Genomic DNA, 19,202 nt, shown 5'->3' on the forward strand with positions numbered 1-19,202 from the left:
CTACGACGGGGAAGCCATTCGCTCCCCACCCTGCGAAAAGGAGGACTGGGGTGGGGTTGAACACGCTGAGGCGCAATGACCACCGATACCTCAAACGGTCAAGTTTTCGGTTTTAGGACTAACCGTCCGCCCTGAGCTTGTCGAAGGGTGGCTGTTAGCCAATACGCTCAGCTACACTGCCTGATTGCCCACGCGACATCCGCCGCCTGACGGTTTTCTTTAACATCATGGACGCGGAACATTTTTACCCCCGCCATCACCCCTAAGGCTGTCGTCACGGCGGTGGCGGTGACCAATTCGGTAGGTTCCGCCACTTCGCAAATACTGCCCATAAAGCGTTTGCGGCTAGTCCCCAATAACACCGGAAAACCTAACGCCACAAAGACATCCAAATGCGCCAGCAAATCAAGGTTATCCTGCTTGCGTTTGCCGAAGCCTATGCCAGGGTCGATAGCAATATTATCTTTTTTAATACCCGCATGTAAGGCCGTCTCGATACGTTCTTGCAACGCCTCCAGCACCTCGCGCACCACATCTTCATAATAAGGGCTATCCTGCATAGTTTTCGGCGTATCTTGGCTGTGCATAATAATAATCGGCACAGCGGCGGCGGCGGCTACAGCAAACATATCGGTATCCTGCCGCCCGCCCGACACATCGTTAATCATATTTGCCCCCGCTACCAAAGCCGCACTAGCGACTTTGCTGGAAGTGGTGTCGATACTAATCAGGGTATCGGTAAACTCGCGGATAGCCGTAATCACCGGCACCACGCGGCGGATCTGTTCGTCCGCCGCCACCAGCTCCGCCCCTGGGCGGGTCGATTCACCACCCACATCAATTATATCCACCCCTTCGGCGAGCATCTTTTCCACTTGTTGAACCGCACTGGCTATATCGCTATAACGGCCACCATCGGAAAAACTGTCAGGGGTAACATTTAAAATCCCCATGATGAGCGGCTTATAAAATGGGTTGAACATAACGGCAAGCTCCTATGCTAGCGATAATAATGGCTTTATTGTCAGTCACGCCGACATTCGGCAAGGTTCGGTTCGGGGAACGAGAAAGGATAGAAGCAGGGGGATTACCTGCGCTTAAAAACACAGCGCGGAGCGGGATACATGGCGGCGAACATCCCAGAATACTGTCGAAAAACCCTTATCTGGCAAAGGGGCTGGACTTGTTAGGTTCCGGAAAATCTACTCTGAACGGCCAAGTTTTCGGTTAATCCGTTCGTGGTGAGCCCTTCGGCAAGCTCAGGAAAGCCCCGTCGAACCATGGGCGGATTAACCGTCCAGCCTTCGACGACCAGCGGAAGTTCCTGTGGGATAAGCTAAGCCGCTAGCTTAGCCAAGCCCTCCGGCCACCTATTCCAAGACCTGAAAAAAGGTCTCATCCGCGCGGATCATACCCAATTCATCCCGGGCGCGTTCTTCTAAGGCCTCTTGGCCTTTGCGTAAATCTTCAACTTCCGCGTAAAGTGCCTCATTACGCTGTTTCTTTTCTTCAACCTGCGCCTTCAATTCTTCCAAATCCTGTTCACGATTTTGTAATTGCGCAAGACTGCCATTCTTAGGTTCCCATAAACGGTATTGAAAATGCGCAATCAGCAGCACGATGATAACGAACAGAACCTTCATTAACGGACGACCTTTAGAATAGACCACAACAAAAATTACGCCTGAATAAGAACAGCCTGTCTTATGCGCCTAACGCTAGCGTATAAGACAGGCTGCTCCCAGACTTTGGCAAATTAGCACGACCTCCACCTACCCTCAAGCAGATGAAACCCGTGCCATTACACTTTACGCCTAAGACAATCGGCTTATTGCCGATTGTCCGATATGCTGGCTATTAGAGCATTTTAAACGCGCTACGGCCTGCATAAACGGCCAAATCACCCAATTCTTCTTCAATTTTCATCAGGCGGTTATATTTAGCAACACGGTCAGAACGGCTCAATGAACCGGTCTTGATTTGCCCTGTGCCGGTAGCAACGGCCAGATCAGCAATCGTGGTGTCTTCAGTTTCGCCGGAACGGTGCGAAACCACAGCAGTGTAACCCGCCGCATGGGCCATATCAATCGCCGCCAAGGTTTCGGTCAAAGTACCGATTTGGTTAACTTTAATCAAAATGGAGTTAGCAATGTTTTGGTCGATACCTTTTTTCAAGATAGCAGGGTTAGTTACGAACAAATCGTCACCGACCAATTGGATGCTGCCGCCCAATTTTTCGGTCAACAATTTCCAGCCGTCCCAATCGTTTTCGTCAAAACCGTCTTCGATGCTGATGATAGGGTATTTGCTGACCCAATCAACAAAGAAATCAGCCATTTCTGCTGACGTATAAGTTTTGCTTTCAGAAGCCAAGTTGTAAATGCCATCGGCATAATATTCAGACGCGGCGGCATCCAGACCTAAGAAAATATCCACGCCAGGTTTATAGCCAGCTTGCTCAATCGCTTGCAGGATAACACTGATCGCTTCTTCGTTAGATGACAAGTTAGGGGCAAAACCGCCTTCATCACCGACAGTCGTCGCCAAGCCTTTAGACTTTAACACTTTGCTCAGGTTATGGAACACTTCCGCGCCGTAACGGATCGCTTCGCGGAAAGTCGGTGCGCCGACAGGCAAAATCATAAATTCTTGCAGGTCGACGCTGTTGTCAGCGTGTGAACCGCCGTTGATAATGTTCATCATTGGCACTGGCAACACAAACTTGCCGGTTTTGTTCAGGTGGCGATATAACGGCACACCCGCTTCTTTCGCAGCGGCATGGGCGGCCGCCATAGAGACCGCCAACATGGCGTTTGCACCCAAACGGGCTTTCGTGTCCGTGCCGTCCAGCGCGATCATCGTGTTATCAATGTCCGCTTGGTCACTTACTTCTTTACCGATAATCGCATCACGGATTTCGGTTCTGACGTTATTGACCGCATTCAACACACCTTTACCCAAAAAGCGGGCTTTGTCGCCGTCACGCAATTCAATCGCTTCACGCTCGCCAGTGGACGCGCCCGATGGCACCATCGCACTGCCGATAACGCCTGATTCCAGAATGACATCGGCTTCTAAAGTGGGGTTGCCACGAGAGTCTAAAATTTCTCTGGCTTTAATGTCTACGATTTTGCTCATGTTTTGAATGGCTCCAAAGGTTAAAAATAAAAAGCAACAGGGGGTTGCATTTAGGGGGTAAAAATTAATTGACTATCCGATAAGGCGGATGCTCGGCTTGCCAATGAAAAATAGCTTGCCCCAGTTCGGTTTGATACAGCTCTGCTGTTTCTATTGCCCCGCGCAGGTAATTGGCTATACTATCGGAGGTAGCCTTTTTGTTGTTGCCTAATGCACTATGCTGGAAACCAATAGCCAATATCTCCAACAGGGTGTGGCCGTTGCACCATAACCAAGGATCACACTGAGCCGTATCGTTAAGCAAATGTTCTTCAGTGGCCGCTATGCCTTTCCTGCTTGCCACCGCATAAAGCTGGAAAAGCTCTACACGCCATGCCTGCCGAATTAAGACGGTGTCATTTTTATGTAAATCTTTAAGCTCCAAACTAGGCAGGGTATGTTGCTTAAACCATTCCAGGTGCGCAAACGGCAACGCCAAGGCCAGCAAATGCGCTTGTATCGGCTTATTTATTTGTTGCTCAAACGCCGCGATACATTGGCTATCACCAAATTCCGCCAATATTTTTCTAAAAACCGCAGGCGAACGTAACAACAAGGTTTCCAAATCATGGGTATCGGTTACACAGAGATTATTATCCCTAGGCAGACACGCCAAGCTATCATAATCATTATCGATCAAGCCTAAATGGCCATCTATCGCGCTTCTACTGGCATTTAATGCGCGGATATTCTCAATAACCGCTATTTTACCTGTTTTTCTAAGATTATTTTGTGCAAATGCCACCACAAAAACAATACAGCACAAATTTTCGGCAATTCTGCCATTCCAAAACTTTTCATCCCCCTCCCCTTCGACAAACAAAAAACTGCACTGTTTGTAGGCAGGGTTTTGCCTAAACATCAACAAGGCGGCATCAAGGCTATGGGTGTCAGGCAAACATAAAGTCATCCATTAACATCCAAACCCACCATCAAATGTGAGTTTTGTCCGACAATCGTCGGCGAATAGGTGGCAATAAGCACATCAAACTTGGCTTGCTCAACGATTTTCTTTAACTCGTCAATAAATTTATGCTGCCATGATATATGCAGGGATAGCTCAGGCTCATCAATCATCACCAAGGTATCCGGTTCGACTTTAAAAATCAGGTCGTAAAACATCACCAATTCGTGTTGCTCACCTGACGACAACAGGGCAAGATCAATTTCGCCTTCCTTGCCGATAACCACCAGGCCTTGCTGTTCGTCAATACGCAGTTCTTTGCCCTGAAACTTGCTGTTGATGATGTCCAGCAACAGCTGAATTTTCTGGCTCAACGGGGCTAAAACCTCTAGTTTTTCCTCACTGTCTTTGACATAAAGATCCATCACCGCTCTGTGCTGGGCTTCTAAGCTATCAATAGAGGCGGCATCCAAATTTCCAGCATCACTTATTGGTAACAGGCCTATAGCCCTTAATTTCTGCCGCGTATCTTGCAGGGTATTGAAATGGGCTTTTAACTGCTCATCGCTGTAATGCACAGTCGTTTTTAATAGCCGGAACGGAAACGTCTGCTCCAATTCTTGGGTTTTCTTGGCATAATCCGCCATTACCGATTTAATGGCTTGCTGTAACTCAGTGGCATATATTTTTACGGTATGGATGATAACTTCTTTCTGCTGAAACCCCTCATCCTGTTTTTCTGTGCGTATAAGCCGAGAAGCTTCAATGAATTGGATTGGCAAATGTCCTAGCCGTATAACAAGCCTTCCATCTACACAAACATTGCTTGCAACACTATTATCAACATCCATTTTTCTAAGAGCTGATATTAACGCAGCCAATTTATGATCAGGTTTTATTAGTGGATATAACGCTACAGAATCTATTTTTTCCTCATTAATAAACAGCATTAAATAATGACCTTTCTGTACTGGCTTTTCAAGCCTAATCAAGTCTCCATTCAGCTTCTCAACAATAAAACAAAGAAAAGGTATTTCGTAGAAATCCACAAACCGGAATGTAAATAAGCTATTGATCATGCGCAACACAGTCGTCTTACCAACCCCATTGATGCCATGCAAAATAGTGATACGCTCTTCTTGGTTAAACTCAATATGGTGATCATATTGATGAAATAAACCCGTAACAGAAACAGATTTTATACGCGCTGAATCAGCCATTTTGCACCCCAAATTTAGCCAGTGGTGTTCTGGGCAACTCCGAAAGCATCATTTTTCAAAGCTCTTTAAACAACACCGCCAAATCCACCGCCAAATCAGGAAACAAATAAGACACCGCCTTATCGTCACCCGCATAACTGTTCAGCAAGCGGTATTGTTGCGCCCCGTCATCCAAAACAAACTGGCTGATAACCTCCTCATAAGGAAACACCAGCCAATACTCCTTGACACCGCTTTCGGCATAGAGCGCGTGTTTAGTTTTGACTTCCTTCTTAGAATTGCCCTTGGATAAAATTTCAATAATCCAATCGGGTGCGCCGTTGCAACCTTGCTCATCCAACTTGCTGCCATCGCAAATCACACAAATATCCGGCTGCACCACCGTGGTCACTTCCTTATCGGCTAACAGCGATTTGCGGCGGTCGTAAAGACGGACATCAAACGGCGCAGCGAAGGCCTGACAGGGCTTGCTTTCAAAATAATTAAATAATGCGCCATTTAATCGCCATGAAATCCGTTGATGTTTGACATTCGGTGCCGGACACATCAACGATATTTTGCCTTTAATCAGCTCCACGGCCTCGTCAAACTGCCACGTCAAATAATCGGCATAACTGTAACTGGCGTTTAAGTCTAGCTGTGACAATTCGGTGATGGCAGGCATAACTCACTCCCTATAAGGTCGTTTCAATCAAAGGCTGGCTTTTCACGGCTTGATCCAACAGCATCAGCGTTTCCAATAACTCGCGCATCCGGTGTAAAGGCCAAGAATTCGGGCCGTCGCTTTTCGCTTCGGCAGGGTTAGGATGGGTTTCCATAAACAGCCCGGCAATCCCAACCGCCACAGCCGCCCTCGCCAACACAGGGACAAATTCGCGTTGACCGCCCGATGACGTACCTTGACCGCCGGGCAATTGCACCGAATGCGTGGCATCAAACACCACCGGGCAATCGGTATCGCGCATCGCCGCCAAAGAGCGCATATCCGAGACTAAATTATTGTAGCCAAACGACACGCCCCGCTCGCACACCATAATCTGCTGGTTACCCGCCGCTTTGGCCTTATTCGCCACATGCACCATATCCCACGGGGCAAGAAACTGGCCTTTTTTGATATTGACCGGAATGCCTTGGGCGGCAACCGCTTGGATAAAATTGGTTTGGCGGCATAAAAACGCCGGGGTCTGCATCACATCCACCACACTGGCGACTTCCGCCAACGGCGTGTCTTCGTGGACATCGGTCAACACAGGCACACCGATTTGCTGTTTCACTTTCGCCAAAATCTCCAAACCGCGCTCCACACCCAAGCCACGGAAGCTTTCATGCGATGAACGGTTAGCCTTATCAAATGACGATTTATAAATAAACGGAATGTTTAACGCCGTTGTGATTTCTTTTAAGAAACCCGCCGTATCCAACGCCAATTGCTCACTCTCAATCACACACGGGCCGGCGATTAAAAATAAGGGTTGGTTTAAACCGACTTCAAAGCCACATAATTGCATGAATTTTCTCGTTGTTATGTAAAATAGTAACCGTTAAGCCAGTGATGGCATTATTCGTACGCCCACAGGCCAAAGACTCCGGTCAAGCCGATGGCGAGGTCAGGAAATAAGCACGGAACCGCCTTATAGATACACCCACTAATTGGGCGGCCGAGTGGAGTGCAAAGGTCTTTAGCCTTTGCACGATGGCCTCTGGCAGTGTGTACCAACATTCAGGTCGGCGCTTGCTTGGTGGCGAACCCTATATCCGTCCCCAATATCGGCGACAGGCTTATCATTAATCCATCATACGTCAATTTTTTCAGGAAACTGCGGCACCAATACAGAATGTAGCAGCGGATAGTCGGCATTAAAAAAGCTCATTGCGCCTTTTTCATCGCACATCCAAACCTCTTGCGCACCCGCCTCAAAATACAATTGCCGTTTTTCCGCCATTTCCCTTGCCGTGTTACTGGCGGAAATGATTTCCACGCAAATTTCTGGGGCAATAGAAGCCTCAGTTTCACCTTTAATTTTTGCCAACAAGCCTAACGATACCCACGCGACATCGGCAACTTTCGTGCCTTTGCTGGTTTTAATCGCGCATTCGGGGAGTGTTTTCCCTTCTTTTAGCAGACAACGCAATAAGAATTCTATTTCACCTTGCAAAATAGAATGATAAAGCTTTACAGGACACATAATAACCCGACCATACTCGTCCAACTCAATCTTAAAAGGCAAATCCCTTAAACTGGGGTGATCACAAACTTCTTGCCAATTCATAGTGCCGTTGCTCCTAGATACCTGCAATAGGCCGGCCAAGCCGCTTATCGGTAAGCCGGTTCGTTCTTCATCAGACTGTAACGCACCGCCGCCGAGACAAAACCAGAGAATAACGGATGGCCTTTACGCGGTGTCGAAGTAAACTCAGGATGGAACTGGCAAGCCAAAAACCACGGATGTTCCGGTATCTCAACCACCTCAACCAAACGCCCATCTATCGACTTACCCGAAAAACGCATCCCAGCTTTTTCCAGCTTCTCAAAATACTGGTTATTAAACTCATAACGGTGGCGGTGGCGCTCAGTAATCACATCTTTTTGATACAGACTATACGCCAAGGTATCATGTTGTAAGCGGCACTGCTGACCGCCCAAACGCATAGAGCCACCCAAATCGGAATTTTCGTCACGCGTGACCAATTTCCCACTCTCCTCCATCCATTCGGTAATCAGGCCGATGACCGGATGCGGCGATTTAGGCAAAAACTCGGTGCTGTGCGCCCCTTCTAACCCGGCGACATCGCGGGCGAATTCAATAACCGCCGCTTGCATACCCAAACAAATACCCAGATACGGGATATTGTTCTCACGCGCATACCGGACAGTCGCAATTTTGCCTTCGACCCCACGCTCACCAAACCCGCCCGGCACCAAAATGGCATCAACCTCTTTCAGCCTGGCGACACCTTCATCTTCAATCACCTCAGAATCAATATAAACGATATTGACCTTAGTGCGCGTACGGATACCCGCATGGATCAAAGCCTCATTCAGCGACTTATAGGCATCCGAATGGTCAACATATTTGCCGACAATAGCAATATTGACGCTATCGACCGGATTAGCCAACGCATCCAGCACCTTATGCCATTCGGTCAAATCGGCAGGCGGCACATCCAAACGCAGCTTATTGACGACAATATCATCCAGACCTTGGTCATGCAGCAAAATGGGGATACGGTAAATCGAATCGGCATCCACCGCGCAAATGACCGCCTTTTCTTCAACGTTAGTGAACAAAGCGATTTTACGCCGCTCACTGACCGGCACCGGCTGCTCAGAACGGCAAATCAAAATATCCGGTTGGATACCGATACTGCGCAATTCCTTAACCGAATGTTGGGTCGGCTTAGTTTTGATTTCCCCCGCCGAACGGATATACGGCACCAGCGTCAAATGGATAAACAAGGCGCGGTCAGCCCCCAAATCAAAACGCATTTGCCGGATGGCTTCCAAAAACGGCAGCGACTCAATGTCACCGACCGTACCGCCGACCTCAATCAACGCCACATCCATGCCCTCGGCACTGTGATAGATGCGGGCCTTAATTTCATCGGTGATATGCGGAATCACCTGCACAGTCGCGCCCAGATACTCGCCTTTGCGCTCCCGGCGCAACACATTGTCATAGACCTGACCCGTCGTGAAATTGTTCTTCTTGGTCATCGTCGTTTTAAGGAAACGCTCATAATGCCCCAAGTCCAAATCCGTTTCCGCGCCGTCTTCGGTAACGAACACCTCACCATGCTGAAATGGGCTCATCGTGCCGGGATCAACATTAATATAAGGGTCAAGCTTGGTCATCGTGACCTTAAGGCCCCGCGCTTCAAGAATAGCCGCGAGAGAGGAAGCGGCAATGCCTTTGCCCAGCGATGAAACGACACCACCAGTAATGAATATGTATTTGGTCATGTAAATAATAAGGTCTTCAGAAGAGAACGGAGGACAAACGAATAAATAGTGAGCATTTTAATCGACAAAGGCCATTTCGTCATGGGCTTTCGGGAGTTTTGATAGACAAATACGCAGACAGGCATTTTCTGACTGGCAATAAAACTCCGCAGCCAGCCAATACCCCCCCACCGCCGCCAGTTGCCCATCCAGATAAACCAACGGCACCAACTCGCGCTCCCACGGCGGTATCCCCGCCTCTTGGAATAATTTCTTCAAACTATGCCGCCCTTGCCGATGCGGCAAACGGATTTTTTCCCCGCCTTGCCGCGCCCGCACCTCGACACAGCTCTGTTGCCAAACCGTTAGGGCAATGCCTGTAGAAGCAGGCACACACTGCAAACATTGCCGGGCATTCAGCACAAAAGCCGCTTGGTCGTGTGGCCATACGCCTGTTGCCAAGCTCAGGCTATGGGGGGGCAAACAATACAGCTTATCTTGATAACGGCGTAGGCAATAATCGGCGGTCGCTACGACAGGCGAGGCATCGGGACGTGCCGCCAGCACTTCGGTTTGCAGACGCGCCAGAAGATTCTGGGAGGGCATTTTAAGCTGTAAATATTGCAACCAATGGCGGATGACCCACTTTTGCTCAGCCTCGCTATAGGCCAATAAGCGGCTAATCGTTAAGGTCTGGTCAGCGGGGTTAAACACGGGTGCTGCCAAGCGGCCAGCGAGGTCACTTAATACCGCTTCGGCTTCGGCGCAATGCCCGGCACTCCGCGCCACGGTTTTATCCAAGGCGGGCCAGCGACGCTTTACTAACGGCACAATCTCGTTACGCAAAAAATTGCGGTCATAATCGCTATGCTGGTTGCTGGGGTCTTCCACCCACACTAAGCCATGCCCACGCGCATAATCGGCAATCGCCTGTTTGGCGACCGCCAGTAACGGCCTGACTAAAACCCCCTCCCCAAACGCCATGCGTTCGGGCATCCCCGACAAGCCGCGCAAACCGCCGCCACGAAACAATTGCAACAACACCGTTTCCAATTGGTCTTCACGGTGCTGGGCGACCATTAACACGTCATCCTTAGCCAATAAGGCCTTTAAAGCTGTGTAACGGGCATTTCTGGCCGCTTCTTCGGGGCTTTCGCCGGGCTGGGGCTGGGCGTTGACGTGCAGCACCTGAAACCCCACCGCCAAGTGCGCGGCGGTTTGCTGACAATGCGCCGCCCACTGCCCGGCTTGCGCCTGCAAGCCATGATGCACATACACCGCCGTGATCCGTTCGCGCAACAGCGGCACAGCCGCCGCCAAGTGCAGCAGCACATGCGAATCGACCCCGCCGCTATAGCCGATAACAAGACGCGCAGTGCGCGGGGTTGGCGCTAAGGCGGCGATAATCAGCTCAGGCGTTAAGCCGACCACTGCACCAAGCCGCTATACGCGGTTGCCAGCACCACCAAACCAAAGACAATGCGGTACCAAGCAAAGACGATAAAATCGTGGTGACTGATATAACGCAACAAAGCTTTGATGGCGATTAACGCGCTGATAAACGCAGCAATAAACCCCACTGCAAACGGCGGTGCATCGGTCGCCAAATCGAACAGTTCACGGTGTTTATAAACATCATAAGCGCTCGCCAAGAGTAACGTGGGGATCGCCAGAAAAAACGAGAACTCGGTCGCCGCCTTGCGTGACAAGCCAAACAGTAAGCCGCCGATAATCGTCGCCCCTGACCGAGACGTGCCGGGAATCAGCGCGAAGGCTTGCGCCAAGCCTAATTTCAAAGCATCCAGCCAGCTTAAATCTTCAACTTCTTGGACGCGGATATTATGCTGACGCTTTTCTGCCCAGATAATCACCAACGCCCCGACAATAAACGCCAAGGCGACCGGCACGGGCTTAAACAGCTCGGCTTTGATGATTTTACCGAACAGCAATCCCAGAACCGCCAACGGCATAAAAGCAATCGCCAAATTTAAAGTGAATTTTTGTGCCGATTTTTGGCTAGGCAAACCCATCACCACCGTGGCGATTTTTCGGCGATATTCCCAGCATACCGCCAGAATGGCCCCAACTTGGACAGCAATGGCAAAAACCTTGCCTTTCTCATCGTTCATATTGAGCAAATCGCCCACCAAGATTAAATGTCCGGTGCTGGAAATCGGCAAAAATTCGGTTAATCCTTCAACAATGCCTAAAATAAAAGCTTTAATCAGTAGTATGAGATCCATAATTAACGTGGGTAGAAAGTGAGAAAGGGGATGACGATTTAGAAAGGTAGGCGGGGCTTATAACAGCACATTAATATCAGGGTAGTCCTGCTTAAGCTGTTGCCGAAAGGCTTCAACCGCCGCTTCATCATTACGTTTATTACGCGCAATCGGCACGGTCAGGGTGCGGACGACCGTCATCGGCGAGGCCGACAAAAACACCAGCTTATCGGCCAAAGCAATGGCTTCGCGCAAATCATGGGTGACAAACAACACCCGGTGCGGACGTTGCTGCCAAAGCTGCATCAGCAATTCGCGTACCTGCCGGGCGGTCGGCGCGTCCAGCGACACAAACGGCTCGTCCATCAGCAACAAATCAGGATTAACGGCAAACGCGCGGATAATGGCGACCCGGCGGCTCATGCCCAGCGACAGGCGTTCTGGATAGACTTGCTGGACACTGGTCAGCTGCATCGCGTCCAACAGCGCATCAACGGTACTGGCAGGTGTCGCCTCCGCTAACACCAACTCGATATTCTCACGGACAGTCCGCCACGGCAACAGGCGCGGGTTTTGGAACACATAACCTATCTTAGGTAACTGCTGCCCTCCCCCGATCTCGCCTTGATAATCCTTATCCAACCCCGCCAAAATATTCAGCAAGGTGGTTTTGCCGCACCCCGAAGGGCCGACCAGGCACACAAACTCGCCGGCGTTTAAGTCTAAAGCAAAATCCGCAATGGCCGGCTTCACCGCCGCCTTGCCCACTGCCGGATAAGTTTTGCTCTGGATATGGATCTTCATCGCCGCCACCGTTGCGCCGACCTATCCAAAGGCTTTAACACCGCGACCTCAAACACCTGCATCACCACCACAAAAGCCACGGTATAAGCGAGGATGCTGGCGACATCGAACAATTGGAAAAATAAATGCAGTTGGTAGCCCATGCCGTTGCTACGCCCTAACAGCTCGACTACTAGGATGATTTTCCAAATCAACGCCAAACCGGAACGGGTCGCCGCCATGACGAACGGATGCAGTTGCGGCCAAATGACATGGCGCAAGGTTTTGCCTTTGCTAAAACCATAACACCGCGCCATCTCCAACAAATCCTGGTCTAAAGCACGGGTGCCTTCCCTGACCGTAACAATGACATTCGGCAATTTATTAATGACCACCGCCAGTATCGCCGCCGACTCCACCAAACCCAGCCAGACATAACAAAGGATAATCGTCACCAAAGCGGGGACGTTAAGAAAAATCACCAGCCAATTATCGAAAAACGCATTCAGCTTTTCGCTACGCCCCAACACAATGCCGATAGCCGACCCCATCAGCATGGCGACCGTAAAACTCACCACCAGCCTCAGTAACGTCACCCCCAAATGGTAAGGCAACTGCCCCGACACTATCGCCTGCCACAGCACAACCGCGACCGTATAAGGCGCGGGCAAAGTATGGCTATCGACCAACAAAGCCACGCCTTGCCAAAGGGCGATTAAGGCCAATAAGGACAGCGCGGGTAAAATAAACGGGCGAAACTTCAAAGCGGGCCGGGAGTCCAGAAAGTACCTGCCGGCAAGGTTTCGCTAGCCCCCGTCAATTGCTGTTGGCTTAAGGAATGTAACAAACTGTAAATACGCGCGGCGGCTTGTTGCTCCTTATCGCCCCAACCGCTGATATTGCCCTCGCAATAATGGCGGCGCAACACCGCTTGCGTCGCCACATCATCTGTCTGAGTCAACGGCACAATTTCATGCCAAGCGGCATCATCGGTACACAATTGGATTTTCGCCGCCGCACTGGCCGCTAAGAAATGCGTCAGAGCCTGTTGATGCGCCTGCGCCCAACTTTGCTTAAACACATAGCCTAACGTGGGGACTGTTTCGTGAATGCCCAAGCCTTGTAAAATGCCCTTACCGTCAATGATTTGCCGATAGCCTTGGCCTTCCAAACGGGCGGCAAAATGCCAATAGGTCAACAACGCATCAACCCGTTTCTGTAAAAGCTGCTCGTTTAGCAACGGCGGCGCACCGACGGTTTTTTCCACCGAAGCATTCAAATCCAAATGCTCTTGTTGCGCCAACGCTTGCAACAACAGCCAATTTTTATCCAACTCACCGCCCGCAACGCCTAAACGCTTGCCCACCAAGTCTTTCAGCGTATGGATAGGGCTGTCTTTCGCCACCACCAACGCGCCAGAGGCACTGGAATAAGGGTAAAACGTAAAATCCGCACCCGTTGCGCGTAACCGAGCCACCCACAACCAATCGGAGACAATCACATCCACCGCGCCAGATTGCAACGCCACCTTAGCCGCTTCAGGATTGGCGACCTGCTGGACGACCAATTCATAATCCGCCGCCGGATGTTTGTTTAAGGTAGCCAACTCCCAAGCCACCGTTCCCGTGGCTTGTACCGCAAGATGGATAGTAGTTTTTTCCGCAGCTACCGCCAAGTTAGCCGTCAGACAACATGCAATGAGAAAGCCAGTAAATTTCATAAAACCAATCATTTTGCAGAAGTTTAAAAGCCGCTATTTTAACGTGTCTGCCAGCACGCGTGTGAGAATGTTTACCATTTCCGCCTAACCTTCACCCTTCATCACCAACATACCATATTCTTCCGGCGTAATAGTGCCGCCACACCCCGCAACCTGATGCAAGTCAGCTTCGGGCAGGACATCTTGAATGGCATCAATGCGCTTCCATTGCGGCGACGGAGTGGGGCATTCCGGCTGCGGGGCATATTTGGAGGTCGCCACGCGCTGGTATGGGTGGATATAACGCGGACAATTGACAAACACCTCGGTGACGGTCACGCGCACTACCAATTCCGCTTCGTGGTACTCGGCCAATAAGGGATCATTATGGTCAATACTGGCGACACCATGCACCCGAATACGGTGCGGGGTTGTAAAATCAATAAACAGCAAACCGACCTTATCATTGACGCTAATATTGCCCATCGACAAAAACATGCCATTGCCATTGTAACTGGGAAAAGCCAAAGTTTTGCTGTCTAACACCTTAACAAAGCCCGGCACACCGCCTTTATACGAGCAAGTGGGATAACCGCGATGGTCAACCGTCGTCAAAAACAGCATGTCACGGGTCTCGATAAAGCCCTTGTGCATATCATCCAACTCCGGTTGGACAATGATTTGCCCCACCCGCTCCGCCAGCCCACGGGTCGCAAATTGGTCTTGCAGGGAAAGGTGTTGATCGCCGTATAGGTCATTCATGGGTTGGCTCCGGTCAGGTAAAGTGGCTAGTCTATAAATTTATTCTAAATGATAGCAAAAATGCGTTGCCAGCGGATAACCCTTAAAGCCAAGGCCATTACGCGCCGGATTTATTGCAAACCTCGTTCGCTTAGCGCGTAGTTAATCAATATCGCTAATCAACGCCATCATATCCTCAACCGACATCTTACCGCTCACCTCGCCCCCTTCCAGCAAGCTGTTCGCCAAATCGCGTTTATGCTTGTGCAAATCGACAATCTTATCTTCAATGGTATCTTTAGCGACTAGGCGGTAAATGGTCACGGGGCGTTTTTGCCCCATGCGGTGGGCGCGGTCCGAGGCTTGGTCTTCGACCGCCGGATTCCACCACGGATCCATGTGGATGACATAATCGGCGGCGGTCAGGTTTAAACCTGTCCCGCCTGCTTTCAGGCTGATTAAAAACAAATCGCCATCGCCCGCTTGGAAAGCATTCATGGCTTTTTTGCGTTGCGGCACAGGGGTGGAACCGTCCAAATAATGATAAGTAATGCCCTTCTTATCCAGCAACTCGCGGATCAGATCCAAATGCCCGACAAATTGGCTAAACACCAAAGCCTTATGGCGGTTATCCAGCAACTCATCCACCAACTCCTCAAACGCTTGCAGCTTGGAACTGCCGATATGAGAATCTTCCATCACCAAGCGCGGGTTACAGCAAGCACGGCGCAACTTCATAATTTCCGCCAACACCTTTAACTGCTGGTTGCCCGGTTGCTCTTTCGCGGAAGCAATGGCATCCATCGCATTACGGCGCAAGGCTTCGTACATGGCCCGTTCTTCGGTGCTCAGCTCAATATGCAGGGTGACTTCGGTACGCGGCGGCAATTCGGTCAAGACATCATTTTTCAGCCGCCGCAAAATAAAGGGCCGCAACAGTTTTTTCAGGCGTTGCTGTACCACATGGTCTTGCTGGTTTTCAATGGCATGGGCGTAGCGTTCGTTAAAGCGGCTCAGCGAGCCTAACAGGCCGGGATTGATGAAATTGAACAAATTCCATAGTTCGCCCAGATGGTTTTCTATCGGCGTACCCGTGGTGATCAGCTTAAACTCGGCTTGCAAGGACATCGCCGCTTTGGAGCGTTTGGTCAGGGCATTCTTAATCGCCTGGGCCTCGTCCGCCACCAACGTTTGCCAGCGGACTTGCCCTAAGCGTTCGGCTTCGGTTTGCAACAAACCGTAGCTACAGACGATCAAATCAAACTCGGCCGCATTATCCAGCATGGCTTGGCGGTCGCCATGACCAAAATGTTGGACGTTCAGCGTCGGCGCAAAGCGTTGGGCTTCTTCCAACCAATTGATGCACACGGAGGTCGGGGCCAAGATTAAAGTCGGCCCTTCTGGGGCGCGTGATAAAATCAAGGCCAAGGCTTGGACAGTTTTGCCTAAGCCCATATCATCGGCCAAACACGCCCCAGCCCCCCAATGTGCCAGACGCGACATCCATTGGAAGCCTTCGCGCTGGTAATCACGCAACTCGCCTTGCAAAGTGGACGGCACTTGCGGGTTTAAGTCGCTAATCGCATTCAAATGCTTTAACTGGTCTTTCCAAGGCTTACTGGCCGTAATCGCCATACCTTCGGTAATGCCGTCCAAGGCCGGAGCCGCTAAGGCATGGAAGCGGATTTTATCGTCCTGCACCTCACCTAAGCCCGTCAGATCATCCAGACGCTGGCGCAATTCACGGGTCAGGGCAATAATCTGCCCGTCTTCCAATTTCAAAAAGCGGCTGTTAGAGCCACTTAACAAGTGCATCAGCCGCTGCATATTAAAGACCTGGTCGTTATCAACAACCAAATCCCCGTCAACGCTAAACCAGTTTTGTTCTTTACGGATCGAGAACTGCGCCTGTGACAGGCCTGCCTCACGGCTGAGGCGGATTTTTTTGCCTTTCGGCCATTCCAGCACCGCAAAATCTTCACTCAGTGCCTGCAAATCCAGCAATACCTCCAGCGCCATTTCAGGATCATCCAACAGCCATTTCAGCTCCTTGTCCTTAAACAAGCGGGGACAATCGGCGAACAGCTTAGCGACATGGGCATTTTCGTCCTTAAAATCGCGGGTGGTTTGGTATTGCTGGCCGTCAATATCCGCTAATACTGTCGTACCGCCACTGGCGGGCTTGTACAAAGGGCCGCCGCTAAGAAACGGCTGGATAAACACATCGATTTGGATACCCTGCCCAACCGGCTGCAAATGGATATGCAGGCGGCTATCGGCGGCGACATCAATGGCATGGCTGGAAGTGCCGCCAATATCCGACTGCACCGTCAGCATAGAGGCGATTGAAGCAATGGAATCAATGACTTGCTGGCGGGCGGAAGCGGGTACGACCAAGCCATTTTTGCCTAGAATCTCAGCAACTTGCAGATGCTGGTTGTTAATGACATAAATAATCAGGCCATGATTGGCGGTTTTTTGGGCGATAATGCGTTGGCCGCTGATTTCTGGGAGCAACGAAATACGCAAATTATCCCCCTCCTCCTTGACCAATAATTGCGGCTCGGTAATGCTGATGTCGACCGGCTTGCCCGTTTGCTCTTGACCCGCCCAATAAACATTGGGGTGTCCGGCGGCGGCCAGCAGGCCATCCACCGACAATTCATACACGTCTTTGGCATAATAGCCGTAATAATCGCTTTCTTTATCAATGACGATTTTCGTACAAATCTTCCGGTCTTGCTCGCTCAAATACTCATAATCGGCCAAATCATGGTAAAGTTTTTTCAACGCGACCGGACGGCCTTTACTCCATTGGCCATTTTTGCTCAAGCGCTGCTCTTTCGGCACCAGAAATACCTCATTGCCCTCCAAGCTCAAACTCCACACCATGCGCAATTCTTGGCTAGTCTGTGCGCTAGCGGCTGGCTGGCCGCTGAGCTGGGTTAACGCCGTTAAAGCCCGCTCCCATAACGAGACTTTCGGCAACAAGTCGATAATCTCAGCAAACGGCGATCCGGCATAAAACGCGGCGATTTGTCGGCAATCGGCATCCTTATACTGCACACGCTGTAACAGTAAAGAACTGACCGCCGCATACCAAACAAAACCGGCATTTTGCGCTTGCTGGCACAGTTTCGCCAAGCCCGCCATAATCGCCACCATCGGGGCATTATTGGCAATGCTGTCGCTATCGACCAGCCAATATAAGATCAAAGCCTGAAACAAACGCTCGTAAGGGAACGTGGTGTGTTTCAGCAATTGATGACAAGACTCAATAGGTGCTTTGGCCTGATACACATCAATGGCTTGGTCTAACAGGCTATGGGCGAGATAAAACGGGTCATAGCCCGCTTTCGCCAGCATCGGCAAATGCTGTTTTTTAAGGTAAGCCACATTGTCCCCGGTTTGCGAGCGCAGCAACGCCAAAGCAAAGAAACAGCCATACAAGCCAGTAATGGTGATATTACGCTTATTGGTCTCTTTTTTTAGTTGCCGTAACGCCGCATTAAATAAGCTGATCGCCTCATCATTACGGTTTTGGAAAAACCGGGCGGTCGCTAATATTTTTAAACCCTCACTGGTCGCATCGCCCTCCAACCACAGCTGCGCATCCTGAAAATTGCCGCGTAACAGCCGTTGCTCAATAACCGTATGGGCAATTTCTGGATAACCGGGTTTGGTATTGCCAAACAACTGCTCCAGCAACAAATAAGGTTTTTTATCGGCGGTAAATTCCGTGTAATTGTTTGCCACCAGATATTTCAATGCCCCATATTGCATTTGCACAGGTAAGCTGGTGAACCAATCGGCATCAAAATCGTTGAAAAAGACGCAGTTAATATGTTCGGCAAAATATTGCGGATAATTGGCATATAAACGGTCAATATTGGCCATAAATGCCGACACGCTGCCTTGATACAAGAACAGCCGCAATTGCTTGACGATATGGCTGGCAATCACCCGGTGCGAGGGATAATAACCGCTATCGGCGATCAGCAAAGTCGCCAATTTTTTAAACCAAGGCTGCTCGACAGCCAAACGCATCAGACCTTCGCTATAACTGGGATGGCAGGCCCAGCCATCATTAGTGGCAATAATGAATTTACTTTTATGCAACTTTTCCTTAAGAACCTTATCTACTAAACGGACGGTTTTTACCTCGAAACCACCTGCTTTGGTCAACAAACTTTGCAAATTCGTCTGGCTAATCGGTGCATAAACTACCGCTAAGGCCATCATAATGTCTTGTTCGGCAGGAGTCAGCGCATTAAACGCAGCAAGTAATTTTTTATTCATTTTCAGAAATCGCTAATCCTTAGGGTTAAAGCTATCGCCATGAGGTTTTAAAAACACAAAGCAGACCATTAAGCACATGATTTTAAAATCATAAATCTTTAATTTGTTTTCGGGGTTTAATCGCTGGACATTCACCTGCCAGCTATCTATCATGCCACACACGGAACACACCAAGTGCGTTACCGTCACTGTCCAATAATGCTCAACTGTCCAAATG

General features: G+C 50.1%; 16 protein-coding genes. All 16 read right to left on the reverse strand.

Features of this window, described 5'->3' with window-relative positions:
* Positions 1–167: 167 nt before the first annotated feature.
* On the reverse strand, positions 168–983 hold the full coding sequence (gene folP / locus CEK71_RS02720) for a dihydropteroate synthase (RefSeq protein ID WP_088617945.1): 816 nt from the start codon (positions 981–983) through the stop codon (positions 168–170).
* Positions 984–1,370: 387 nt separating this feature from the next.
* Positions 1,371–1,643 carry a septum formation initiator family protein gene (locus tag CEK71_RS02730; protein WP_088617947.1) on the reverse strand — a complete coding sequence of 91 codons (273 nt, stop codon included), beginning with the start codon at positions 1,641–1,643 and terminating at the stop codon, positions 1,371–1,373.
* A gap of 214 nt (positions 1,644–1,857) precedes the next feature.
* Positions 1,858–3,138, reverse strand: coding sequence for a phosphopyruvate hydratase (gene eno / locus CEK71_RS02735; protein ID WP_088617948.1), 1,281 nt, complete (start codon positions 3,136–3,138; stop codon positions 1,858–1,860).
* 64 nt (positions 3,139–3,202) lie between these two features.
* A complete protein-coding gene (locus tag CEK71_RS02740) occupies positions 3,203–4,087 on the reverse strand; it encodes a DUF4435 domain-containing protein (RefSeq protein ID WP_088617949.1) in 885 nt (294 codons plus the stop codon).
* Positions 4,084–5,301, reverse strand: a complete 1,218-nt coding sequence (locus tag CEK71_RS02745) for an AAA family ATPase (RefSeq protein ID WP_088617950.1) — start codon at positions 5,299–5,301, stop codon at positions 4,084–4,086. The genes CEK71_RS02740 and CEK71_RS02745 overlap by 4 nt, the downstream gene beginning before the upstream one ends.
* 55 nt (positions 5,302–5,356) lie before the next feature.
* Entirely contained in the window at positions 5,357–5,965 is a 609-nt protein-coding gene (locus CEK71_RS02750) for a Uma2 family endonuclease (protein ID WP_088617951.1), read from the reverse strand.
* A gap of 10 nt (positions 5,966–5,975) precedes the next feature.
* Positions 5,976–6,809 carry a 3-deoxy-8-phosphooctulonate synthase gene (gene kdsA / locus CEK71_RS02755; protein ID WP_088617952.1) on the reverse strand — a complete coding sequence of 278 codons (834 nt, stop codon included), beginning with the start codon at positions 6,807–6,809 and terminating at the stop codon, positions 5,976–5,978.
* A 285-nt stretch (positions 6,810–7,094) separates the two neighbouring features.
* On the reverse strand, positions 7,095–7,571 hold the full coding sequence (locus CEK71_RS02760; protein ID WP_088617953.1) for a Uma2 family endonuclease: 477 nt from the start codon (positions 7,569–7,571) through the stop codon (positions 7,095–7,097).
* 44 nt (positions 7,572–7,615) lie between these two features.
* On the reverse strand, positions 7,616–9,262 hold the full coding sequence (locus CEK71_RS02765; protein ID WP_088617954.1) for a CTP synthase: 1,647 nt from the start codon (positions 9,260–9,262) through the stop codon (positions 7,616–7,618).
* Positions 9,263–9,319: 57 nt separating this feature from the next.
* A complete protein-coding gene (gene tilS, locus CEK71_RS02770) occupies positions 9,320–10,672 on the reverse strand; it encodes a tRNA lysidine(34) synthetase TilS (RefSeq protein WP_088617955.1) in 1,353 nt (450 codons plus the stop codon).
* Positions 10,660–11,484 carry an undecaprenyl-diphosphate phosphatase gene (locus CEK71_RS02775; protein WP_088617956.1) on the reverse strand — a complete coding sequence of 275 codons (825 nt, stop codon included), beginning with the start codon at positions 11,482–11,484 and terminating at the stop codon, positions 10,660–10,662. Before CEK71_RS02775 ends, tilS begins: the two co-directional genes overlap by 13 nt.
* A gap of 57 nt (positions 11,485–11,541) precedes the next feature.
* Complete coding sequence (locus tag CEK71_RS02780) at positions 11,542–12,276, reverse strand: ABC transporter ATP-binding protein (protein WP_088617957.1); 735 nt, start codon at positions 12,274–12,276, stop codon at positions 11,542–11,544.
* Positions 12,264–13,010, reverse strand: coding sequence for an ABC transporter permease (locus CEK71_RS02785; RefSeq protein WP_088617958.1), 747 nt, complete (start codon positions 13,008–13,010; stop codon positions 12,264–12,266). Before CEK71_RS02785 ends, CEK71_RS02780 begins: the two co-directional genes overlap by 13 nt.
* Positions 13,007–13,966: an ABC transporter substrate-binding protein gene (locus tag CEK71_RS02790; RefSeq protein WP_088621481.1), complete on the reverse strand. Its 960-nt coding sequence runs from the start codon at positions 13,964–13,966 to the stop codon at positions 13,007–13,009. Before CEK71_RS02790 ends, CEK71_RS02785 begins: the two co-directional genes overlap by 4 nt.
* A gap of 84 nt (positions 13,967–14,050) precedes the next feature.
* Positions 14,051–14,707: a pyridoxamine 5'-phosphate oxidase family protein gene (locus CEK71_RS02795; protein ID WP_088617959.1), complete on the reverse strand. Its 657-nt coding sequence runs from the start codon at positions 14,705–14,707 to the stop codon at positions 14,051–14,053.
* A gap of 141 nt (positions 14,708–14,848) precedes the next feature.
* A complete protein-coding gene (locus tag CEK71_RS02800) occupies positions 14,849–18,985 on the reverse strand; it encodes a DEAD/DEAH box helicase (protein ID WP_088617960.1) in 4,137 nt (1,378 codons plus the stop codon).
* Positions 18,986–19,202: the final 217 nt, after the last annotated feature.

The sequence above is a fragment of the Methylovulum psychrotolerans genome (assembly GCF_002209385.1).
Taxonomy (GTDB): Bacteria; Pseudomonadota; Gammaproteobacteria; order Methylococcales; family Methylomonadaceae; genus Methylovulum; species Methylovulum psychrotolerans.

Coding starts and splice junctions, on each gene's coding strand:
- CEK71_RS02750 (WP_088617951.1), bottom strand. CDS start 5,965: ATGCCTGCCATCACCGAATTGTCACAGCTAGACTTAAACGCCAGTTAC.
- CEK71_RS02730 (WP_088617947.1), bottom strand. CDS start 1,643: ATGAAGGTTCTGTTCGTTATCATCGTGCTGCTGATTGCGCATTTTCAA.
- CEK71_RS02800 (WP_088617960.1), bottom strand. CDS start 18,985: ATGAATAAAAAATTACTTGCTGCGTTTAATGCGCTGACTCCTGCCGAA.
- CEK71_RS02790 (WP_088621481.1), bottom strand. CDS start 13,966: ATGAAATTTACTGGCTTTCTCATTGCATGTTGTCTGACGGCTAACTTG.
- CEK71_RS02745 (WP_088617950.1), bottom strand. CDS start 5,301: ATGGCTGATTCAGCGCGTATAAAATCTGTTTCTGTTACGGGTTTATTT.
- CEK71_RS02765 (WP_088617954.1), bottom strand. CDS start 9,262: ATGACCAAATACATATTCATTACTGGTGGTGTCGTTTCATCGCTGGGC.
- eno (WP_088617948.1), bottom strand. CDS start 3,138: ATGAGCAAAATCGTAGACATTAAAGCCAGAGAAATTTTAGACTCTCGT.
- CEK71_RS02760 (WP_088617953.1), bottom strand. CDS start 7,571: ATGAATTGGCAAGAAGTTTGTGATCACCCCAGTTTAAGGGATTTGCCT.
- CEK71_RS02775 (WP_088617956.1), bottom strand. CDS start 11,484: ATGGATCTCATACTACTGATTAAAGCTTTTATTTTAGGCATTGTTGAA.
- kdsA (WP_088617952.1), bottom strand. CDS start 6,809: ATGCAATTATGTGGCTTTGAAGTCGGTTTAAACCAACCCTTATTTTTA.
- folP (WP_088617945.1), bottom strand. CDS start 983: ATGTTCAACCCATTTTATAAGCCGCTCATCATGGGGATTTTAAATGTT.
- CEK71_RS02795 (WP_088617959.1), bottom strand. CDS start 14,707: ATGAATGACCTATACGGCGATCAACACCTTTCCCTGCAAGACCAATTT.
- CEK71_RS02740 (WP_088617949.1), bottom strand. CDS start 4,087: ATGACTTTATGTTTGCCTGACACCCATAGCCTTGATGCCGCCTTGTTG.